We start from the raw sequence: 21,282 nt of genomic DNA on the forward strand, positions 1-21,282 counted from the left end.
ATTTTTTTCAAACTCTTTACAAACTTATTAAAACAAAAAATGGAGAATTCTTCAGCTCTTTAAATCTTAAATTTGGTTTTTAAGGGTTGACTAATTAGCTGATGCCATATTAATCGATCCCGCAAATTAAAAATCTTGCTTAAAAGGCTGTATGCCGGTAGGCAATTTCGCTTACTATCATTAACATATAATTAATTAGCACATTAGCTAATTAAATAATTCGCCAAGCTTTTGGTTCAGGGCTTCACCGCGGAGATTTTTTGCGATGATGATCCCGTTGGGATCAATAAGAATATTTTGGGGAATGCTGGAAATCTTAAATTTTGTAGCCAACCCGCTGCTCCAGCCATGCAGGTCGCTTACTTGTGTCCAATTCAAACCGTCCATCCTGATGGCATTTAGCCATGCAGGTTTTGCCTGGTCGAGTGAAATGCCAAGGACCGTAAAGTTTTTATCATTGTATTTATTATAGGCGGCTACTACATTTGGGTTTTCCATTCGGCATGGACCGCACCAACTTGCCCAAAAATCTATAAGCACATATTTTCCGCGAAAAGAAGTAATGCTTACTCTTTTACCAGCAGTGTCTGTTTCAGAGAAGTCTGCAATCTTTGCACCTATAGGATTAATTTTAGCTATCTCCAATTGCTGATCCACATATTTGGCAAGATTGGTTTGTTTCACATCTTTAGACATGGATTGAAACAGGTTATCCGCCAGCTTCACGTTACTTGAAATCTGCATCATCCTGATAATTGCAACCGGATCAACATGAGAGGAAGGATATTTTTTTACGAAGCGCTCCGTAATCTTTTCTAAAGCAAGAATTGAATCACTGCTTTTTCCGCCTTCGCCTGTAAATAAATGTTCATAAGGCTTTACTGCATTAACGTATTCCTGGTATTCGTTTTCTGTTTTAGAACCGGTGATGGATAAATTTTCAAGATTATTCCTGTCTCCTTTTATCAGAATTTTGCTATTATCAATGAACATAGGAACAGCCGGTGGCTGCTCACCAAAAACCAAAATAATAAAAGAAGGTTCCGCTAAATTTCCTTTGATAGTAAATTTTCCATCCTGGATAGTCCCCTGCTTTTCAAGCGCATTGGTTTGTTGATTCAAAAATGAAACGGATGCGCCGTCGGGATATCCGGTAATATTGCCGCTAATCTCGTATCCATTTGAATTCGGTTGTGAAATGGCAAAAAAAGGAACAGCCAATAATAAAAGAAAAAATGACTTCATTTCCTAAAAATTATGTGAACAGCAAATTTAATTTTATTGTCGGGAAAAAGAATCTGAAAAGTCTGCCTATCCTTTTAAAATTGAGTTAAGAAAGATTTTGGTAGCCTCATCAATGTTTTCCGCCTGTTCAATAGCATTTATATAGGCCGTGCCGATAATGGCGCCTGCAGCATGCTCGCAGGCCTGCTCAAAACTTTGATGGTTTCTAATTCCGAACCCGATTAAAATTTTATTCTTCAACTTCAAACTATTTATTCTTTTAAAATAGTTTTCCTGGGCTTTGAGATCAGCATTTTTACCTGTGATAGATGAAGAAGACACAGCATATATAAATCCATTGGAAAGCGAATCTATTTTCCTGATTCTTTCTTCAGAAGTTTCAGGTGTAATGAGAAAAATAAAGTCAAGCTCATTTTCTGTAAAAGCCTTTTGATACTCATTTTCATAGGCAGGAACCGGCAAATCAGGTAAAATGATACCGCTGATGCCGGCATTTTTAGCATGTGCACAAAACCGGTTGAGGCCATATTGTAATACCGGATTCAGGTAACCCATTAATATCAAAGGAATTTTTATTTCGTCTTTTATCTCACTTAATTGCTCAAATAGCTTCTTTATCGTCATCCCGTTTTTCAAAGCTTTCATACTGCTGTTTTGAATCACAGGCCCATCTGCCAATGGATCGCTATAGGGCATTCCTACTTCCACTAAATCTGCTCCGCGGTTTTGTAACGAATGCAGGATTTTCTGTGTATCATTTAAATTCGGAAAACCGGCAGTGAAATAAATACTTAGAACATTTTTATTTTTCTTTTCAAATAATTTTTGAATGAAATCCATTTATTTATTTTTTTACATCAAACAGAAACGATGGTTATAAGAATTTGTTTTTAACAACAATCACAGTAAACAAACAAATAGTGATAATTCTTCATTAGCAAATTGGCTAATCAGTACATTAACTAATTAGTTTCTTCATGTAAGTGTCCATGTCTTTATCTCCTCTGCCACTCAGGTTAACTACTACCACATCAGATTCTTCAAATTTAATTTTGCGTAAGGCTGCCAGCGCATGCGCTGATTCCAGGGCCGGAATAATACCTTCCAATTTTGCCAGTTCAAAGGCGGCGCTTAAAGATTCTTCATCTGTGGCATTCATAAAACCGGCCCTTTTGGAAGCAAACAAATTAGCATGCATAGGGCCGATACCTGGATAATCAAGGCCCGCTGAAATGCTGTGTGGCTCAACAACCTGGCCGTCATCCGTTTGCATTACATAACTTTTACTTCCATGCAAAATCCCGACCGAGCCTAACTGAGTAGTTGCCGCGCTCATCCCGCTATCTATCCCCAAGCCCGCAGCTTCTACTGCAATTAACTTTACGGATTCATCCTCTAAAAAATGATAAAAAGCGCCTGCTGCATTGCTACCGCCACCCACGCAGGCAATCACATATTGGGGCAATTCATTACCTGTTTTCTCTTTAAGCTGGTTTCTCATTTCGCTGCTTATTACGCTTTGAAACCGGGCCACCATATCAGGATAGGGATGCGGGCCTACCACGCTTCCGATTAAATAGTAAGTGTCTTCAGGATTGTTGATCCAATCGCGAATAGCCTCATTGGTAGCATCTTTCAGCGTTTTACTTCCGCTGATGGCGGGAATTACTTTTGCGCCAAGCATTTTCATCCTGGCCACATTGGGCGCCTGGCGCGCAATATCCTTTTCACCCATGTAGACAATACATTCCAGGTTTTTCAGCGCACAAACAGTAGCTGTTGCCACTCCATGTTGCCCGGCCCCGGTTTCAGCAATAATTCTTTTTTTACCGAGCCGTTCAGCTAATAGAATTTGGCCAATGGTATTGTTAACCTTGTGAGCGCCGGTATGGCAGAGGTCTTCACGCTTCAAAAATATTTGCGCTCCGTATTTTTCACTTAACCTCCCGGCCGGATACAAAGGAGTGGGCCTTCCTACATAATCCTTAAGAAGAGAATCAAATTCATTTTTGAAGCTTTCTTCGTTAATAATTTTTAAATAATTATTTCTTAAGTTTTCCACATTGCTATAAAGCATCTCGGGAATGTAAGCACCTCCAAACTGACCATAGTAGCCATTTTCATCAACTGTCCACATTTAAAATATATTTAGTTTATCAATTCTTCTGCAAAATCCTTTATGAGTTTTAAATCTTTTATGCCAGGCGAAATTTCAAACCGGCTGTTTACATCCACTCCATAAAAAAATGGATGATGGAATGCTTTGAGCGCTGCTACATCATTTTTTCCGATTCCGCCACTCAAAAAAAATGGCTTTTTGATAGTAGAATTCCGAAGGAGGTCCCAATCAAATTTTTTCCCAGTTCCCCCATACAAACCAGCAGAACCCTTATCAAATAAAAAATAATCACAAACCTCATGGTATTCCTGCACCAGCCAATCTACATTTGCGTCAGAATCGGTAATCCGGAAGGCCTTGATTACTTTAAGCTGGTCACTGATTTTATTACAAAACGACACGGTTTCGTCACCATGAAGCTGCACCATTTCGAGGCCGAAGTCTTCCACTTGTTTCATTATTTCTTCCTCGCTTGCATTTACAAAAACACCAACTTTTGTTACCGGCATTTTTAATTGTTTAAAATCATTTGGATCCAACTTCTGCACCACACAACGGGGAGACTGCGGATAGAAAATAAGTCCCACATAATCAATTGGCAAATTGCTTAGTTCTTTCAATTGCTCAATTCTTGTATTGCCACAAACTTTTATTTTCATTTATTTTTTGGTTAGTTCTTTTACAAATCCGGCAAATGCATTTCCCGGATTATTTTCTTTCATAAACTTTTCGCCCATCAAAAATCCGCTAAATCCATTGCCTTTTAAATGGTGAATTGTGCTTACCTCGTGAAGCCCGCTTTCGGATATTTTTATTTTATGCGAAGGTATTTTTTTAGAAAGTGCTATAGAATGAGCAATGTCCACTTTGAAAGTTTTAAGATTGCGGTTATTGATGCCAACAATGTCAGTTTCATCACAAATATGCTCCAATTCACTTTCATGATGGATTTCCAACAACACCTCAAGGCCTAATTGTTTCGCAAAAGCAGCCAATTGCTTTACTTCATTTGTTGAAAGGCAGGCGGCTATTAATAAAATTACGTCGGCGCCAAAGGCTTTTGACTCAATCAACTGGTATTCATCTATGATAAAATCCTTGCGCAAAATCGGAGTATCAAAATTTCTTGCTTGCTGAAAATCTGATAACGAACCTCCAAAAAATTCTTCGTCAGTAAGCACAGAAACGCCGCTGGCACCAAATTTTACGTAATCGCCAATCACATCGTTCACAGAAGAATGTTGATTAATATAGCCTTTGCTCGGCGATTTTCTTTTAAATTCAGCGATAATTCCGGTTTTTGCCGGATTCAACAAAGATGCACGAAGAGACAAAGCCTTTCTTTTAAAAAAGGGCATAGCTTCCAATTCTGAAATCTTTTTTGACGATTTCTTTTTTTCAACTTCTATCCTCTTTCTGCCGATGATCGTTTCCAGGATATTCATTATTGCAAACTGATTAATTTTTGAAAATTCTGATAAGCTTTTCCACTTTCCAGGCTATCAATTGCAAGCCGCAAGCATTCATCATAATCTTTAACATGCCCTGCAGCAAAAATAGCCATTGCAGCGTTAGCCATCACAACCGCATTCTGGGCCCAACTGCCTTCTCCTTTTAAAATTCTCAGAAAAATTTTTGCGGCTTCTTCTGTTGAATTGCCTCCATAAATATCTTCCGGGCTCACCGATCTTTTTCCTAAAAACCGCGCAGTCAGAATTTGTTCGCCGGTATTGGTGATGACTTTGGTATCGCCGGTTAAAGAAATCTCATCATACCCGTCCAGGCTATGAATAATCATAAACTTCGCATCGGATTGTTGAAGCAGGTAAGAATAAATTCTTGCCATTTCCAGGTTATATACCCCAATCATCTGAACGCCGGGCTGGGCAGGATTTACCAAAGGCCCCAGCATATTAAAAAAAGTACGCACGCCTAAATTTTTTCTTACCGGGCCAACCACTTTTAAGGCAGGATGAAATAAAGGCGCATGCATGAAACAAATATTAACTTCTTCAATTTCTTTAAGAAGCTTTTTGTTATCATTAGAAAAATGATATCCTAATGTTTCCATCACATTGCTGGACCCACTTATAGAGGTGGCGCCGTAATTCCCGTGTTTAGCCACTTTATACCCGGCCCCTGCCACGATAAAGCAACTTAAAGTGGAAATATTAAAAGTATTTTTCCCATCGCCGCCGGTACCGACAATATCGATTACTTCATAACCATTCAAGGTAACAGATACACACAATTCTATCAATGCATCGCGAAAACCCATCAGTTCAGGGATGGTAATATTGCGCATAAGAAATACAGTAGTGAACGAAGCTATTTCGGTATCGGAATAAATGCCTTTGGAAATGTTCAATAAAACTTCTTTTGCCTGTTCCCTTGAAAGCGTTTTATGTTCAAATAAAAATTGTAATATTTTCTTCATGATAATCGCAAATTAAAAATCATTATTAATATTCGTTTACTGGTAACCGTTATACAATGCTAAGCCAGTTTCGCATCATCTTCTCGCCTTCAGGCGTCAATACGCTTTCAGGATGAAACTGTACACCCTGCACATCATAAGTCCGGTGCCGCAAACCCATTATTAATCCATCTTCATCCCTCGCGGTAATTTCTAAATCCTGTGGAAAATTTTCGCTGTCAACCACCCAGGAATGGTATCTGCCCGCCTCAAATTCTGATGGTAAATCTTTAAAAACATCGTTTTGTGTTTTAGTCCGATACTCGTCAATTTTGATTTTCGTTGCTACTCCGTGGTATACATTTTTGAGATTGATTAATTTTCCTCCAAAAACTTCTGCAATCGCCTGCTGCCCCAAACACACGCCCATAATTGATTTGGAAGGTGCGAATTTTTTTATTAACGGCAGCAGCAATCCTGATTCGCAGGGAAGGCCGGGCCCGGGCGACAAGATAATTTTATCATATTCATTGATTGATTCCAATGATATTTTATCGTTCCTGTACACATCCGCTTTCTCATTAGTGATCCCTTCCACCATGTGAACAAGATTGTAGGTAAAAGAGTCATAATTATCAAAAATTAAAATCTTCATTTTTTAGATATTTTCTGCGGATTTGATAGCCGCGGTTAAAGCATTTAATTTATTATTTACTTCCTGCAGCTCACTTTGAGGATTGGAGGCAGCAACAATACCTGCGCCAGCCTGGTAATTCAGGCAATTTTCTTTGCTTAAAAAAGTTCTGATCATAATAGCGTGATTCAGATCGCCATTGAACCCGGCAAAACCAATACAACCGCCATAATACCCGCGCGCATTGTTTTCGTAAGTATCAATCAGTTCCATAGCCTTATATTTTGGTGCACCACTCAACGTTCCGGCAGGGAAAGTAACTGCCAGCAAAGCAAAAGGGTTGGTATCTTTTTGCGTAACACCAGTCACTTCGCTCACCAGGTGAATCACGTGTGAAAAATACTGAACCTCGCAAAAATGACTTACGGATACATTGCTGCACAGGCGACTGAGATCATTCCGCGCCAAATCCACAAGCATCACATGTTCCGCATTTTCTTTTTTATCATTTAATAATTTTTCTGCCAATTGCTCATCCTGTGCATCATTTCCCGACCGCCTGAAAGTGCCGGCAATCGGATGCATAATTGCTTTATTATTTTTCACTTTCAGTTGTGCTTCAGGGCTGCTTCCAAACAAACGATAATCACCATAATCAAAATAAAAAAGATAAGGGCTTGGATTAATATTTCGTAAGGCACGGTAAACATTGAAATCGTCTCCGGAAAATTTTTGCTGAAATTTTCTGCTCAACACCACCTGAAATACATCTCCTCTTTCACAGCTTGCGATCCCCTTTTTCACCATCTCTACATATTCGCCGTCAGTCAATGTAGAAGTTTCATTGCCCTTAGCTGCAAAAGGGAACGTAGGTACATTTTTGCTTTTAATTATATTTTCGATAGTCTCTGCTTCACTTTCAAGGCCGTGAATATGATTTTCACAAATAAATAATTCATTTTTGAAATGATTAATCGCAATTACGTATTGATAAAGCCGGTAACGTATTAGGGGAATGTTAGTTTGCCTGGATTTGAACCGGATAGTTTCAAAAAACTGTATCGCATCAAAGGAGGTGTAGCCAAACAAACCCTGGGCCATATTAACCGGTGCAGGCGCGGGTTCAGCAACGTGAAAGTGCTGCATAAAATTCCATATTTCAGCGGCCACATTCAGTTCCGGATTGATTGCAGTTTTCACGGCCTCCTGGTTAGGAAATTTGTATTCCAATTCAGAAAAACTCTTTACTTCGATGCCTCCTATGGCATTAATTCCTATATAAGAAAAACTGTTTTCCATGGCATGAAAATCAGCGCTTTCCAAAAGAATTGTATCCCTGAAGCGATCACGAAGGCGCAGGTATATTCCAACCGGCGTGAAAACATCTGCCAATAATTTTTTTGCTGTGGTAACTATTTCTATTTTTTTCATAACAATAAAAAAACCCCGGCTTAATGCCGGGGCGTAATATTTTTTTTTACAAATAATAGCAATTCGGCACAATCATCAGGTCGTGTGCCACCAGCTATTATATGTATTATTGATTTTCATTTGACAGCCGCAAAGATGAAATGAAATATTTTAACCAGCAAATTTTTTTTCTTTATTCAGAAAAAAATCATAAAAAAGAAATGACTATGCAACGTTCGCTTACTTAAAGTGGTCTCATTAAATATTACGTATGTTCAGATTTATTATGTTTTTTTTATTCATTAGTTTTTCACCTGTATTGAATGCTCAAAAAATTGACAGCATTTACGTGCACCTATATACAGACAGTTTAAAAAAGGGAACCTACAATTATATAAACATTGATGGTAAACTGAGTAATGGAAGGTATTTGCCATTGGATTCCACTCAAATAATCTTTACAGCCAGCGACGGAAAATTTTATGGCAATTCTCTTTTTCTGCCAGCCGATTTTTCTAAGTCGAAAGTGAATATCAAGGTAATTCTAAGATCGGATCCTGCGATCTATAAAGAATTTGAAATTTACATTAAGCAGGAGCCAGATCCTGAGCTTAAAACTTTAGACGAAATTTTGCACGGGCAGAGCAGTACGGGATCTAAAAAGAAAAAAAGTTAAACCCCTTTGATTACAAATATAAAAATGCGCTGAAGTTCTTTGAACAACAGCGCTTTTTTTTTGATTTGAGTTAATTTTTAAAGTTTAAAACTTATTCAAATTTTTTAGCGTCCTGCATAAATTTTGCAAGCCCAATATCTGTTAATGGATGCTTTGTTAAGCCAACAATAGAATCTAACGGGCAGGTACAAACATTAGCGCCGGCTTCAGCACAACGGATGATATGCAATGAATTCCGGATAGAAGCAGCGAGGATTTCTGTTTTAATATTTTGGATTGCAAATATGTTTGCTATCTGCTGAATGAGTTCCAACCCATCCCAGCCACTGTCATCTATGCGGCCAATAAACGGCGAAACATATGCAGCACCGGCCTTTGCGGCTATCATAGCCTGTCCTGCGCTAAAAATGAGTGTACAATTCGTACGGATGTTATTATCAGTAAACCATTTTATTGCTTTTACTCCTTCGGCAATCATCGGAACTTTTACAACAATATTTTTATGAATAGCGGCCAGCTTTTTGCCCTGGTTAATGATTCCCTGGAAATCAATCGCAGTTACCTCAGCACTTACGTCACCATTTTTTACGATTTCACAAATTGTTTTATAATGGTTAAAAACGGCTTCTTCTCCTTTAATACCTTCCTTTGCCATCAGTGTGGGGTTTGTAGTTACTCCATCAAGAATCCCTAAATCATTGGCTTCCTTTATCTGATCCAGGTTTGCCGTGTCAATAAAATACTTCATAATCTCTTTTTTAAAATTTAAAATTTCGCAAATATATTATTTATGAAATAAAGAAGAGCCCGAATTTAAAAACGGTAAGCAATTCCAAAAAGCTTTGAAATATTTTGAATAGAAAAAATATAATGAAGGAGAAATTATACCGGGAGAAAAGACAAAAAAAAACCGGCAAGTTACTTACATCGCACCGCTCAACCACATACCCTTGCTATCTTCCGATCCTGGGGGAGTTCTGCAGGAGCTGGCCGTATAAGACTTGCCGGTTGCAAATATAAGGATCAAAAATAAAACTCAACAGTAAACGAAAAAATAATCAGGTTTTTTATTTTTCATAGCCTTTCACAAATCAGCGATCATTCCGGATTGAAAAAAGCGAAATAAAAAAAGCAGCTCTTATCTGAAAAATGAGAGCTGCTTATATCAATCAATTTATGTTGCTTACTTTACAGTAATTGAAACAACCTGATCTAATTTATTTCCGTAGCTGCGATGCGCTCCGTCAGCGAATTGCAAAGCCAGCTTATGTTTGCCGGGTGCAAGTGTAAGCGAAGCTTCCTGCTGCGCATTTCCAAAGTGAAGATGGCTGCTATCTTTTGCAATAACCTGTCCTGCAGGAATTGAATCTTCTGCATCAATTAAAATATGAAAATGCCCTGAGTTGGGCTTTACCGCACCGGCGCTATCCACTGAAATACCATTTGCACTCATTTCTACTTTTACCGGAGATGAAACCGTTTGTCCATCTTTTAAATTTTTAAAAAACACAGTGGCGCCATCAGGAACTGCCGGCAAGCTACCTTCTGATGACATATCCATAGAAGCATGAGAAGTATCCGTTGCCGAAGAATCAGTGGTGGTAGTGGTTTCGCTGTTGTTTCCTGAATTGCAGGCAATTAATCCTGACAATAATATTGCAGGAATCACGAGAATTTTTTTCATTACGATTTTAAAATTAAAAAGTTAAAGAATAGGGTAAATATCCTTGTTTTTTCCCAATTGAACATCTATCTAAGATTAAGAGCAAAAATCCAACATAACATTCGAATGCCACTATTGCAATATTTGGTTTGAATGGCAGCAAATAGAACTATGAGTAACACCGCTGATTCAACGATTTTAATTTGGGCAGCTATCATTTTAAAAAGTCATATTTTACAAAATAAAAAACAGTAAGATTTGTCATTTTACTACATTAATTATCTGTAAAAAATTAAGATGATCGAAGTAAATTTTCAGCCATTTCCCACGCTTACTACTTCCCGGCTGGTTTTAAGGAAAATGGGAGGCGGTGATAACGCACAAATTTTTAAACTGCGAGCTGATGTGCGGGTGATGAAATACATTGGCAAAAAACCGATGCAAACAATAGCAGAAGCTGATGAATTTATTAATTTAATAAACGATGGAATCACTAATAATACAGGAATTAACTGGGCAATGGCATTAAAGGAGGATGTCAATAAATTGATAGGAACAATCGGGCTTTGGAGAATAATAAAGGAACATTATCGTGCTGAGATCGGATATATGCTGTCGCCTGAATATTGGCGAAAAGGCATTGGCAAAGAAGCTATTTTGCGGATTATAGATTATGGCTTCAATACGTTGCATTTACATAGCATCGAAGGAAAAATAAATCCGGTGAACGATGCCTCTGCCAAAGCTTTGGAATCAACCGGGTTTATTCGCGAAGCGTTGTTTAAAGAAGATTTTTTCTTCAATGGCCAGTTTGAAGACACCGCGATTTATTCAATTCTAAATCCCAATCATTCATGAACCTGTTCCAGGTTTTCGAGACATTTTTTTAAATTAATTCCTTTGCCCAACACACCTTTAAATACATCTCCCATTTGTTGCACTCTTTCAAGCGTATTATAAATTGTGAATTGTTTGGGAGATAATCCGGGCTTTACTTCATCCCACAACAAAGGCGTAGAAACAGTTGCCCCAGGCTTTGGGCGCAAACTATAAACCGATGCAATCGTTTGCCCACGCCGGTTTTGCAGGTAATCCATGTAGATATGTTTGCTATTTCGCTTAGATAAATTTCTCTCTAAAGTGGTAAAACTTTTCAATTCTTCATTGACCATCATACACACCAGGTAAGCAAAATCCTTTACCTGGTCGAAAGTATATTTTTTTGCTGTTGGAATAAACACATGCATTCCCGAAGCTCCGGAAGTTTTGCAATAGCAATCGGCGCCTGCCTTGTCACAGATTGCCTTTACCATTAGCGCTACTTCAATTACCTGTTCAAAAGTATTGTTATCAGAAGGATCAATATCTATCATCAGGTAATCTGGTTTATCAAGGGCTTTAGTAGTAGAATGCCATGGATTGATTTCAATACAGCCGAGGTTGTTTAGGTATACAAGAGTTTCAATGTTATCACAAACAATATAGTTTACTTCTTTTTGGGTTGATTCTGAAAAAACCTGTTTGCAATGCACATAAGAAGGCGTATCATTTGCTGCATCTTTCTGAAAAAATCCTTTACCGGTAATTCCACTTGGATTGCGCAACAGCGATTCAGGCCGCCCTTTTAAATACGGAAGAATATAACCGGCCATGGAAACGTAATAATCTACTACATCGCCTTTAGTAACTTTTTCTTTCGGAAAATAAATCTTATTGGGATGGGTTACTTTGATTTCATTTTTGCCGAATTTGTAAACACGCTCCAACTTGTCTGTATCTTTTTTTGCCAGCGCTGCCATATTAACTGTTTGTTTTTTTTGTCCTTTTTTTTGAAGGCTTGCTATTTTCAGAAAGCCATTTATTTATAGGCGAGCTTTTTTTCGTGTGCTCCTCACTGTTATACTCCTCATCAATTGCAAATTCATCGCGATGCTTTATGAGCAGCCAACTGTTATCTTCTTTGCCTTTCAATTTCACCAAAACAAATTCTCCCTTCAATTTTTTTCCAAACAACTGAAATTTAAAATCTCCTGACTTCAAGCCTTTACGAAGATTTTTTTCTGCTTCATTAAAAGAAGAATTATCAATATCTGAATAAGTACCGCTATCCCATATTTCAACAATGCCGGCTCCATAATTTCCTTCAGGAATCACGCCTTCAAAATCTTTATAATCATAAGGATGATCTTCCACCATCATTGCCAACCGTTTGTCTTTCGGGTTCATTGACGGGCCTCTGGGAACTGCCCAGCTTTTTAAAAATCCATCTAATTCAAGGCGAAAATCATAATGCAATCTCGATGCTTTATGACGTTGCACCACAAAAATTAATTTAGCGTCAGACTTTTTAGTAACACCACCCGGTTCGGAGGTTTCCTTGAAATTTCTTTTCTTTTTATAGGTTGTTAATGCCATTATGATGCTTTTTTTCGTTTTACATCCAGACTTGCCTTCAACTGCTCCATCAGGTCTTTGGTCTTGCTGTGTACCACTTTCATTTCCGGCGCCTTAATCTTTTTACCTTTCGATTTTGCTTCAATTATTTTTAATAATTCATCATTATAATTGTCCTTGTATTTGGATATATCAAATTTATCAGTGAGCTGATCGATTAAGGATATTGCCATTTTTAATTCGGCAGGTTTTATTTCCGTATTTTTTGGCAAAGTCAATTCAGCCGGATCCCTGATTTCTTGCTCAAACCTTATTTTATTTAAAACAATCACATTTTTTTCAGGCCGTAAAACCGCAAGTGCTTCTTTATTCCGCATCACAAAAGTGGCTATACCCACCTTCTTTGTTTTTTCCAGTGCTTCCAGCAAAAGCTTGTAGGGCCTGGTGCCGGATTTATCAGGCTCCAGATAATAAGGTGTTTCATAATAAAGGCTGCTGATTTCAGATTCTTTTACAAAATCCGTGATGTTAATTGTTTTTGTTTTTTCGGGGCTCGCCGCTTCAAAGTCTTTTTCATCAAGGATTACGTAATCATTCGCAATTTTATACCCCTTTACGATATTACCCCATTCCACTTCTTTGCCGGTATTCTCATTTACGCGCTGGTATTTAATCTTAGAATGATCTTTCTTATCCAGCATATCTAAATTCAGATTGCTTGATTCTGTGGCACTATAAATTTTCACCGGAATATTTACCAATCCAAAACCTATAGCGCCGGTCCATATTGCCCTCATAATTTTTGATTTAAGGTGTAACAGTTGCAAAGAAATATGTATGCCTTTTTTTAACCTGCTTAAAAAAGGGTTTTAGCCCACAAAAAAGACCGCGGGAGGCAGTCCCTGAGGAATTAATTCTACACTAGAGAGACAGGAGCCACTAATTCACTTTAGACGGGCCGGTAATATTGCCTTTTCCCCCGGAAAAATCCAACAATAAAACAGGAAGCAAAATCAAATTTGTAAGAGTTGCAGAAAAAAGGGTGACGGAAGTGAGCCAGCCAAGAGATTCAGTGCCTCCAAAACCGCTGAAGCAAAAAATAACAAATCCGGCAATTAAAACCAGGGAAGTATATAAAATGCTCAGTCCTGTATGCCGGATTGTTTCAGAGACGGTTTTGGAAATTTCAAAATTATTCATAGGCAATTCCTGTTTGTAATTAACCAAAAAGCGGATAGTAACATCAATTGCAATACCCAAGGCCACGCTAAAAATAAGCACCGTAGAAGGCTTAAGCCTTACGCCAACCCATCCCATTATTCCGGCGGTTATTACCAACGGAATTAAATTTGGAATTAAAGAACAAATCAATATCCGCAATGATTTAAATAAATACAACATGCACAAACCGATAAACAAAAATGCCCAAAGCAGGCTTTCTTTCAGTCCGTTAATGATATAAATGCTTCCTTCAAGAAAGGTGATAGTTGAGCCAGTGAATGTAATTTTATACTTTGACGAATCGAATAATTTGTCTGTTTCTGATTGCAGGTTTTTTAAAATTCCGGGCAGTTTTTCCGTTCCTACATCCGCCATGTTGATGCTCATTCTTGTGCTTTGCCTTGCGGTGTCAATAAAACTGGAAAGTAATTTTGACAAATTATTTTGAGAACCAGAATCCTTTTGGGGACGAAGATAATCTCCGACAAAAGCGATATCAAATGAATTCGGCAATGCATAGTTAGCCGAATCGCCTTCATAAAAACCCTGCTTTACAAACTTGATTCCCTGCACTATACTAAGTGGTTTGCTCATTTCGCTTTGTTGTTTTATGTAAGTGGAAAGAGAATCCATCCTGCTCAACACGGGCAATACACGAACTCCTGAAAGGCCGTATCTTTTTTTTGTATCAATTACTATTTCAAGCGGCATCACTCCATGAAAGTTATTTTCAAAAAATTTTAAGTCCTGGTAAATCTTGTCAGTCTTTGGCAAATCATCCACAATAAATCCCTCCGTTTTCAACCTCGAGATTCCAATAATTGAAAAAATTATTAATAGTAACGTTGATGCATACACGATTTTTTTGTGATTAAAAACCCAGTGTTCAATTTTTAATAAAGAGTTGATGAAAATTTTAAGGTTCAGGTAACGCAACTGCCCGCGGGTGGGCGGCTTCATATAACTTAAAACAGCTGGCAGCAATATAAAAGATATCACAAAAATCAGCATTATGCTTACACCTGCCACCTGGCCAAATTCAACCAGGATAGCGCTTTTAGTGAGCGCAAATACGCCAAAACCAATTGCAGCAGTAATATTGCAGAATAGGGTAACAACTCCCATCTTGCTCACCATATCAATTAATGACTGTTTTTGATTTCCGCTTTTCTCAAACGATGAATGATATTTATTCAAAAAATAAATGCAATTGGGAATGCCAATAACAACTAAAAGAGGAGGAACCAGCGCAGTTAGCAAAGTGATTTTGTATCCAAATAAATACATACTGCCAACACTCCATATTACGCTGACTATAACTACACACAAAGACAATAACGTTGTTTGTAACGACCGGAACAACAACAATAAAATAAATGCCGAGAGTGCCAGCGAACCGATGATAAACCATTTCATTTCATGTGCAATCCTATCTGCAACCTGGGTCCGGATAAGTGGCAAGCCGCTTATGTGTGTTTGAATTCCCGTGGCAACCGTAAAATTATTTGCCTTATCAACTATATTCCTAATTACAGCGGTGCGGCCGCTGGAATTTAGTATTTCTTTATTTATTCTTACTACAATTAAATAGGCATTTGTTGCTGGATTGTATAAAAGTGAACGGTAAAAAGGAAGTGAATAGAAAACAGCGAGCGAACTGTCAATTTCCGCCTGCGATTGAGGATGTTTTGAAAAAATCGGAATTGCATCAAGTTTTTCATTTACTGAATCTTTTAAAAGATTCACCGTGTTAGTGACGCTCAATACATTTTCTACATACGGTATCTTTTTTAGACTTTCGGTTAATGCAATAAAATGTAGGAAATTTTTCAGCTTAAAAAACTGTTTGCTTTGCGCGCCAATCACAAGTACATTTCCATCATCGCCAAATTTTTCTTTGTAAGCGAGATAATCCCTGTATTTTATATTGTCCGTAGGGATGGCCTTCGAAAACTCATAGCTCATTTTGATTTTGGACGCAAAAAAAGCCATCAAAATAGTGACACAAAACAGCGCAATCAACAGTGTAAGCCGGTTGTTAAGTACCAATTTCGCAAGGCGTTGCCACATACTTCTAAGATTAGATAATTTGTTCTAATTGGAAATCTTTGATTTGATATTCATCCCCTGATGAAAATAGATTATAGTAAAAGAATAAATAAGATTGTTTTTTATTTTGGTGAAGTCAACGTATCTCCTTAAATGTTAATAATCCAACTGCATTCTCAATTTATCTTTTAATTCTTTTACCAAAGGATACTGTTCAATAATTCTCAGGTATTGCTCTTTGGTAGAAAGAACTTCTTCCCTCACGGCATTTTCTGTTTCTGATTCGTCTACTGACAGTTTATAAACGAGCGCCCGGTTATTAAAATGCGATTGAAAATGAGTTATGAGTTCGCCGCGTTCTGCTTCTATAAATTTTTGTTGAAAATTAGTTTTCGTAATGATTTCAATACAATTCTCATCGGCAACTTTAAGCTTAGCCGTTTTAAAATTAGAAACCACAGGGCTTTTATCAATAGACAATTTATCAATATACTTTCCCCAGGCAATATAAAGTTCTTCTTCATTCAGGTTTACAGGTTTATTGTTCCTGTTTTCTTCGGCTACTTTTTGGCGGATTTTTTCTAATGAACGAAGCTTGGTGATCTTTGTTTTGGCTGCTGGCGATGTACTATCAGTAACCGTAGCCTGCGAACCTGGTTTTTTTATAGGAACGGAATTGCTTTCAATTGTAAGCTTGGCACCACTTTCTGTTTCAGGAATTTTCTTAATACTTAAAGAAGGGTTCTTTACCGTTTCTTCTTTAAGCGCAACAGGCGTGATAGTTTTAAACGAAACCGGCTTTATGGTTTCAAGCTGTTTTTTTTTAGATAATTGTCCACCGTCATTCACCAGGTTAAGCGCCTGGTTCAGATAGGATAATTTGATGAACGTAAGCTCAACGTGTAAACGTTTATTTTTCGCAAGCCTGTAGTTTATTTCGGATTCATTTAAAATATTGAGCGCGCTGATAAGCCACGCATCATTCATTTTTGAAGAAGTTTCAAAATATTTTTGTTTAAAATCTTCAGAAACTTCAAGCAGAACGGCCACCTTGGCATCTTTGCTTACCAGCAGATTTCTGAGAAATTCTGCAAAGCCATTTAAAACCAAATCTCCTTCAAAACCTTTGCGGTTGATTTCATCAAATATTAAAATCGCTTCTCCGGCATTTTGTTTTTGCATCGCTTCCACAAGACGGAAATAATAATCTTCATCGAGAATATTCAAATGCTCCAGCGTATTTTCATAGGTAACTTCACCGTTGGTAAAACTTACAATTTTATCAAGAATACTCAGCGAATCGCGGAGGCAACCTTCGCTCTTTTGCGCAATGATATGAAGTGCCGTTTTATCAGATTTAATATTTTCCTTTTCAGAAATCTCCATCAAATGATGCACTGTATCGTCGTTCGTGATTCTTTTAAAATCAAAAATCTGGCAACGCGATAAAATAGTAGGAAGAATTTTGTGCTTTTCAGTGGTAGCTAAAATAAATATAGCAAACGGTGGTGGCTCTTCCAGCGTTTTCAAAAATGCATTAAATGCAGACGCGCTAAGCATGTGTACCTCATCAACAATGTAAACTTTGTATTTTCCAGCCTGCGGCGCAAAGCGGACCTGGTCAACAAGAGCGCGAATATCATCTACTGAATTATTGCTTGCCGCATCCAGCTCGTGAATATTCATTGAACTTCCATTATCAAACGAAATGCACGAATTACAAATATTACATGCTTCGCCATCAGGCGTACGGTTTTCACAATTTATAGTCTTTGCAAGAATGCGGGCACAGGTAGTTTTTCCTACGCCCCGTGGTCCGCAAAATAAAAAAGCATGCGCCAGTTGATTATTCTTTATCGCATTTTTTAATGTAGTTGTAATATGTGACTGACCAACAACGGCACTAAAATTTTGCGGCCTGTATTTGCGTGCTGAAACTATAAATTTGTCCATAAATCCAAACCCTCAAATAAATTTAATTGATAAAAACAGAATAGCTGCAAGTTAAGAAACCCTGCCTTAAAAGTAAACAGGAATATCACGCACAAAATTTAAAATGTATGATGAAATGAACACACATTCTAGTCCAGAATGGGATGGCGTTTAAACTCTTTGCTTCTGTCAAATAAATAACGATACGTGGACAAAATACGGCTGTGCTCTGCGCCTATACTTTTGGAGATATTCAGTATCCGCGGGTTAAAATCTCCCTGCCATTGCAATTCCAATTCTTTATACTTCGTTTTTTTCCTGATGATATAAGTGGCAGAAACTATCATAAAATAATCAATGCCCATGCCCTGGTATTCGGGAATAACGCCAAAGACAATGCCGGTAAACTTATCGCAAGCGCCCCGATATCTTAGCCATAGCAGCCTGATTTTTTCTATCAATCCAAATTTGCCATTAAATCTTTTGAAAATTTGGTTTAGCTCCGGCAGATTAACCCAAAATGCAACAGGAGCGCCTTTGTGGTAAACAAACCATACAAGGTTCTCATCCATTACCATTTTCATCGATTTAAACAACTTATAGGCAACTTCTTTGCTCATCAGCTTGTTTCCTTCATGCTTTGCCCATGCCTTGTTATAAACTTCACAAAAATCTTCTGCAAATTTTTTCAGATTATTTTTACGCACATGAGCGATTACATAATCCGGATTGTCTTTATACCTGTTGTACTGGCTCAAAAGCTTATCACTAATATTCGCCATCAGCGAAATATACCAGCAGATTTGGTTAAAAAAAACTTTGAAGCCATAATTTTCAAATAAGTCTTTGTAATAAGGCCTGTTGTAATTCATTAAATAAATTGGCGGCTTAAACCCTTCAACCACCAAGCCCCACCAGCGATCGCGCTCTCCGAAATTTATAGGACCATCCATAGCTTCCATACCGCGCTGCATCAGCCAGTGTTTGCCCACATCGAACAGCATATCTGCAGCTTCCTGGCTGTTAATGCATTCAAAAAAACCTATTCCGCCGGTTTTTTGCTCATCGCCTTTATTTTTATATTTTTTATAAACAAAGGCTGCAATCCGGCCAACCAGTTTTTCATCATCATCTTTTAAAATCCAACGTGCAGACTCGCCGAAGCGGAACGCCTTATTTTTTTTCGAATCAAAAACCTCATTGATATCTTTATCAAGAGGGCGAATAAAGTTGGGGTCGTCTTTATAAATGTGGAGGGGCACTTCCAGAAATTCTTTTGCAGTATTAATGTCTAAAACCTGGATGAGTTGCATTAGAAATAAGATAAATAAATTTAAATGGCATAAGGAAAACGGCTTCCAAACTAATTTCAATTGATGCAGCTATATTTATTATTCGCTTAAAACAGGCAATCACATTGAAGTCTGAAAATCACGTGCGGTGCTTGTTTACAGTAAATCAACAAATAGTGTATTTTTTCTTGTTAGCAACAAAGATATCTGATAAAAATTTATTTAATTGCCTCGGGCTGTGTATTCTGCAGCCAATGAGACAAAGCAGAAGCCAGTTTGCGATCATTGCTCAGCCTGGGCACTTTATTTTGCCCGCCTAATTTACCGACACTTTTCATATAGTTAATAAACCCGTTCTTTTTCACCACCCGTATTTTCAAAGGATGCAAAATATTTCCTTTTATCAAATCATCATAGTAGATATTTTTTTTCCGAAGATTATCATCCACTTTTTTTGCAAATGATGCAAGGTTTAACGGAACATCTTCAAATTCAATAAACCATTCGTGAAAACTCTTATCACCGGTATTTGAAATATTTGGCGCTACCGTAAATTCTGTAATGTTTATATTCTCAGCATCTGCAACTTTCAATAATGCATCTTCCACCTCTTCTCCAATTACATGTTCGCCAAAAGCAGAAATAAAATGTTTTACCCTTCCTGTAACTACCAGGCGGTAAGGGTTTAACGAAACAAACCTGATAGTATCACCAATATTATAAGCCCATAAACCGGCATTGCTGCTGATGATCAACACATAATTTTTATTTAATTCAACATCTTTTAATGTTAGCCTGGCAGGATTTTTATTTGAAATCTCTTCCACAGGAACAAATTCATAAAAGATGCCGCTGTCCGTGTTGAGTAAAAGGCCTTCATCGTGCTGACTGTCCTGGAATGCAAAAAAGCCTTCGCTGGCCGGATAGAATTCGATGGTATCTATTTTTTTCCCGATGCTCTCAAACAACTTCGCCTTATAAGGTTCAAAATTTACGCCGCCCTGCACCAGCACTGAAAATTCCGGAAAAATATCCTTAATTTTTTTCCCGGTTCTTTTCTGTAATTCATCAAAATACATTTGAATCCATGGAGGTATTCCGCTGATGAGCGTCATGTCTTCATTTACGGTTTCATCCACAATTTTGGAAAGCTTTTCTTCCCAATCTTCTATGCAATTAGTTTCAAAAGAAGGCAATTGATTGGACCTTAAATAGCTGGGAATATGGTGATTTACTATTCCGCTTAACCGCCCTGTAGGGATGCCGCCTATTCTTTCCAACTCCGGCGAACCGCTTAAAAAAATCATCTTACCATTTGCAAATAAGGAATTTCCTGTTTGAGCCATATAGCACGATAATGCATTTCGCGCAGTATTGATATGGTTGGGGATCGATTCTTTAGTAATGGGAATATATTTTATGCCGCTGGTAGTGCCGCTGGTTTTCGCAAAATAAATAGGAAATCCCTTCCACAAAATATTCTGCTTTCCCTGTTTCAACTTATCTATATAAACTTTAAAATCTTCATATTCGCGAATGGGAACATTTTTTACAAAGTCTGCATGGGATTTTATATCTTCAAAATGATGTTCTTTTCCGAACTCTGTTTGCATCCCGGTTTTGATAAGCGAACTGAAAATGCTGAGCTGATCCGCAAGCGCAGTTCTCATGGATCTTTTTATTTGTTTATATATATAAAGGGCAAAAGGTTTTGCCAGGTATGATTTAAATCGCATTGACATTTTAATACTATAGGATGTTTACAAATTTACAAATAAATTACTTTCGTTTTAAGCGTTTACAATCAGTCGCAATCGCACGGCCATTCTCTATCTAAATCAATGCAGGTAATAATAACCATGCCATCATTTTCGGGGGCAACTATCACTCTAATGTGTTGTTTTTCAGTGCTGTACCCCTCCACGGCGAATGTGCTGTCGCCCTGGGATCCAATACCACTTTTTTTATAATTGATAACGCCGTCTTCGAGAATCTGCCTTATTTCTCCTTCCGTAATTTGCCTGCAGGCCATCCTGCATTTTGCATGTTTGGTCAGAATCAGGTGGCTGCTATTTCTGAAAGACGCTGCACGGCCCGCCTTGGGACTAAATGCGTCAAATCCTTTTATAATCAGCAGAAGAGCCAGCACGCTCAATATAAAATAATAAAGAGTCTTGCGTTTTAATTTTTTCATTAAAAAAAATTACGAATTATTTGCCTGCCGGTAGGCA

General features: G+C 37.8%; 20 protein-coding genes and 1 other RNA gene. 2 read left to right on the forward strand and 19 right to left on the reverse strand.

All coding sequences use genetic code 11. The features are described from left to right. Nucleotides 1–207: 207 nt before the first annotated feature. The 8 genes from EFY79_RS20075 to EFY79_RS20110 form a co-directional block, all read right to left on the reverse strand. Nucleotides 208–1,245 (reverse strand): TlpA disulfide reductase family protein, encoded by a 1,038-nt coding sequence (locus EFY79_RS20075; RefSeq protein WP_123122547.1) that lies wholly within the window; start codon nt 1,243–1,245, stop codon nt 208–210. A gap of 66 nt (nt 1,246–1,311) precedes the next feature. Next, the gene (trpA, locus tag EFY79_RS20080; protein ID WP_123122548.1) at nt 1,312–2,085 is read right to left on the reverse strand and encodes a tryptophan synthase subunit alpha; all 774 of its coding nucleotides are present in this window, start codon (nt 2,083–2,085) and stop codon (nt 1,312–1,314) included. A gap of 118 nt (nt 2,086–2,203) precedes the next feature. Continuing rightward, entirely contained in the window at nt 2,204–3,382 is a 1,179-nt protein-coding gene (gene trpB, locus EFY79_RS20085; RefSeq protein ID WP_123122549.1) for a tryptophan synthase subunit beta, read from the reverse strand. A gap of 11 nt (nt 3,383–3,393) precedes the next feature. Beyond that, a complete protein-coding gene (locus tag EFY79_RS20090) occupies nt 3,394–4,023 on the reverse strand; it encodes a phosphoribosylanthranilate isomerase (protein ID WP_123122550.1) in 630 nt (209 codons plus the stop codon). Continuing rightward, on the reverse strand, nt 4,024–4,809 hold the full coding sequence (gene trpC, locus EFY79_RS20095; RefSeq protein WP_123122551.1) for an indole-3-glycerol phosphate synthase TrpC: 786 nt from the start codon (nt 4,807–4,809) through the stop codon (nt 4,024–4,026). Then, nucleotides 4,809–5,801 carry an anthranilate phosphoribosyltransferase gene (gene trpD, locus EFY79_RS20100; RefSeq protein WP_123122552.1) on the reverse strand — a complete coding sequence of 331 codons (993 nt, stop codon included), beginning with the start codon at nt 5,799–5,801 and terminating at the stop codon, nt 4,809–4,811. Before trpD ends, trpC begins: the two co-directional genes overlap by 1 nt. Before the next feature lie 49 nt (nt 5,802–5,850). After that, the gene (locus EFY79_RS20105; RefSeq protein ID WP_123122553.1) at nt 5,851–6,435 is read right to left on the reverse strand and encodes an anthranilate synthase component II; all 585 of its coding nucleotides are present in this window, start codon (nt 6,433–6,435) and stop codon (nt 5,851–5,853) included. Between the two features lie 3 nt (nt 6,436–6,438). Then, nucleotides 6,439–7,845, reverse strand: a complete 1,407-nt coding sequence (locus EFY79_RS20110; protein ID WP_123122554.1) for an anthranilate synthase component I family protein — start codon at nt 7,843–7,845, stop codon at nt 6,439–6,441. 250 nt (nt 7,846–8,095) lie between these two features. Between EFY79_RS20110 and EFY79_RS20115 the strand changes: the two genes are divergently transcribed. After that, nucleotides 8,096–8,500: a hypothetical protein gene (locus tag EFY79_RS20115; protein ID WP_199727599.1), complete on the forward strand. Its 405-nt coding sequence runs from the start codon at nt 8,096–8,098 to the stop codon at nt 8,498–8,500. A gap of 91 nt (nt 8,501–8,591) precedes the next feature. Here EFY79_RS20115 and fsa read toward each other — a convergent pair whose 3' ends face one another. The 3 genes from fsa to EFY79_RS20130 form a co-directional block, all read right to left on the reverse strand. Further along, nucleotides 8,592–9,248, reverse strand: coding sequence for a fructose-6-phosphate aldolase (fsa, locus tag EFY79_RS20120; protein ID WP_123122555.1), 657 nt, complete (start codon nt 9,246–9,248; stop codon nt 8,592–8,594). Nucleotides 9,249–9,408: 160 nt separating this feature from the next. After that, an RNA gene (ffs, locus tag EFY79_RS20125) (signal recognition particle sRNA small type) lies at nt 9,409–9,507 on the reverse strand. Nucleotides 9,508–9,683: 176 nt separating this feature from the next. Beyond that, on the reverse strand, nt 9,684–10,184 hold the full coding sequence (locus tag EFY79_RS20130) for a DUF4399 domain-containing protein (RefSeq protein WP_123122556.1): 501 nt from the start codon (nt 10,182–10,184) through the stop codon (nt 9,684–9,686). Between the two features lie 276 nt (nt 10,185–10,460). On the opposite strand from EFY79_RS20130, the gene EFY79_RS20135 reads away from it, so the two are divergent. After that, nucleotides 10,461–11,021 (forward strand): GNAT family N-acetyltransferase, encoded by a 561-nt coding sequence (locus tag EFY79_RS20135; RefSeq protein ID WP_123122557.1) that lies wholly within the window; start codon nt 10,461–10,463, stop codon nt 11,019–11,021. Here the strand turns inward: EFY79_RS20135 and ligD are convergent. From ligD to EFY79_RS20175, 8 genes are all read right to left on the reverse strand, one after another. Beyond that, entirely contained in the window at nt 11,012–11,962 is a 951-nt protein-coding gene (ligD, locus tag EFY79_RS21810; RefSeq protein WP_123122558.1) for a non-homologous end-joining DNA ligase, read from the reverse strand. The genes EFY79_RS20135 and ligD overlap by 10 nt on opposite strands. Nucleotide 11,963: 1 nt before the next feature. Further along, the gene (locus EFY79_RS21815) at nt 11,964–12,578 is read right to left on the reverse strand and encodes a DNA polymerase ligase N-terminal domain-containing protein (RefSeq protein ID WP_123122559.1); all 615 of its coding nucleotides are present in this window, start codon (nt 12,576–12,578) and stop codon (nt 11,964–11,966) included. Next, entirely contained in the window at nt 12,578–13,354 is a 777-nt protein-coding gene (gene ku / locus EFY79_RS20150; RefSeq protein ID WP_123122560.1) for a non-homologous end joining protein Ku, read from the reverse strand. The genes EFY79_RS21815 and ku overlap by 1 nt, the downstream gene beginning before the upstream one ends. A 142-nt stretch (nt 13,355–13,496) precedes the next feature. Then, complete coding sequence (locus EFY79_RS20155; RefSeq protein ID WP_123122561.1) at nt 13,497–15,848, reverse strand: efflux RND transporter permease subunit; 2,352 nt, start codon at nt 15,846–15,848, stop codon at nt 13,497–13,499. 135 nt (nt 15,849–15,983) lie between these two features. Next, nucleotides 15,984–17,780 (reverse strand): DNA polymerase III subunit gamma/tau, encoded by a 1,797-nt coding sequence (gene dnaX / locus EFY79_RS20160; protein ID WP_123122562.1) that lies wholly within the window; start codon nt 17,778–17,780, stop codon nt 15,984–15,986. Between the two features lie 128 nt (nt 17,781–17,908). Beyond that, on the reverse strand, nt 17,909–19,072 hold the full coding sequence (locus EFY79_RS20165) for a hypothetical protein (protein WP_123122563.1): 1,164 nt from the start codon (nt 19,070–19,072) through the stop codon (nt 17,909–17,911). Between the two features lie 197 nt (nt 19,073–19,269). Next, entirely contained in the window at nt 19,270–20,793 is a 1,524-nt protein-coding gene (locus EFY79_RS20170; protein ID WP_449404882.1) for a GH3 auxin-responsive promoter family protein, read from the reverse strand. Between the two features lie 62 nt (nt 20,794–20,855). Further along, complete coding sequence (locus EFY79_RS20175; RefSeq protein WP_123122564.1) at nt 20,856–21,245, reverse strand: DUF4258 domain-containing protein; 390 nt, start codon at nt 21,243–21,245, stop codon at nt 20,856–20,858. Nucleotides 21,246–21,282 lie beyond the last annotated feature (37 nt).

This window comes from Hanamia caeni (genome assembly GCF_003721595.1).
Classification (GTDB): domain Bacteria; phylum Bacteroidota; class Bacteroidia; order Chitinophagales; family Chitinophagaceae; genus Ginsengibacter; species Ginsengibacter caeni.

What these genes read in the sequence shown, in the direction of transcription:
- EFY79_RS20165 (WP_123122563.1), bottom strand. Translation starts at nt 19,072, where the DNA reads ATGCAACTCATCCAGGTTTTAGACATTAATACTGCAAAAGAATTTCTG.
- ligD (WP_123122558.1), bottom strand. Translation starts at nt 11,962, where the DNA reads ATGGCAGCGCTGGCAAAAAAAGATACAGACAAGTTGGAGCGTGTTTAC.
- trpD (WP_123122552.1), bottom strand. Translation starts at nt 5,801, where the DNA reads ATGAAGAAAATATTACAATTTTTATTTGAACATAAAACGCTTTCAAGG.
- fsa (WP_123122555.1), bottom strand. Translation starts at nt 9,248, where the DNA reads ATGAAGTATTTTATTGACACGGCAAACCTGGATCAGATAAAGGAAGCC.
- EFY79_RS20175 (WP_123122564.1), bottom strand. Translation starts at nt 21,245, where the DNA reads ATGAAAAAATTAAAACGCAAGACTCTTTATTATTTTATATTGAGCGTG.
- EFY79_RS20130 (WP_123122556.1), bottom strand. Translation starts at nt 10,184, where the DNA reads ATGAAAAAAATTCTCGTGATTCCTGCAATATTATTGTCAGGATTAATT.
- trpB (WP_123122549.1), bottom strand. Translation starts at nt 3,382, where the DNA reads ATGTGGACAGTTGATGAAAATGGCTACTATGGTCAGTTTGGAGGTGCT.
- EFY79_RS20075 (WP_123122547.1), bottom strand. Translation starts at nt 1,245, where the DNA reads ATGAAGTCATTTTTTCTTTTATTATTGGCTGTTCCTTTTTTTGCCATT.
- EFY79_RS20115 (WP_199727599.1), top strand. Translation starts at nt 8,096, where the DNA reads ATGTTCAGATTTATTATGTTTTTTTTATTCATTAGTTTTTCACCTGTA.
- ku (WP_123122560.1), bottom strand. Translation starts at nt 13,354, where the DNA reads ATGAGGGCAATATGGACCGGCGCTATAGGTTTTGGATTGGTAAATATT.
- EFY79_RS20105 (WP_123122553.1), bottom strand. Translation starts at nt 6,435, where the DNA reads ATGAAGATTTTAATTTTTGATAATTATGACTCTTTTACCTACAATCTT.
- EFY79_RS20110 (WP_123122554.1), bottom strand. Translation starts at nt 7,845, where the DNA reads ATGAAAAAAATAGAAATAGTTACCACAGCAAAAAAATTATTGGCAGAT.
- EFY79_RS20155 (WP_123122561.1), bottom strand. Translation starts at nt 15,848, where the DNA reads ATGTGGCAACGCCTTGCGAAATTGGTACTTAACAACCGGCTTACACTG.
- EFY79_RS20170 (WP_449404882.1), bottom strand. Translation starts at nt 20,793, where the DNA reads ATGTCAATGCGATTTAAATCATACCTGGCAAAACCTTTTGCCCTTTAT.
- EFY79_RS21815 (WP_123122559.1), bottom strand. Translation starts at nt 12,578, where the DNA reads ATGGCATTAACAACCTATAAAAAGAAAAGAAATTTCAAGGAAACCTCC.
- trpC (WP_123122551.1), bottom strand. Translation starts at nt 4,809, where the DNA reads ATGAATATCCTGGAAACGATCATCGGCAGAAAGAGGATAGAAGTTGAA.
- trpA (WP_123122548.1), bottom strand. Translation starts at nt 2,085, where the DNA reads ATGGATTTCATTCAAAAATTATTTGAAAAGAAAAATAAAAATGTTCTA.
- EFY79_RS20135 (WP_123122557.1), top strand. Translation starts at nt 10,461, where the DNA reads ATGATCGAAGTAAATTTTCAGCCATTTCCCACGCTTACTACTTCCCGG.
- dnaX (WP_123122562.1), bottom strand. Translation starts at nt 17,780, where the DNA reads ATGGACAAATTTATAGTTTCAGCACGCAAATACAGGCCGCAAAATTTT.
- EFY79_RS20090 (WP_123122550.1), bottom strand. Translation starts at nt 4,023, where the DNA reads ATGAAAATAAAAGTTTGTGGCAATACAAGAATTGAGCAATTGAAAGAA.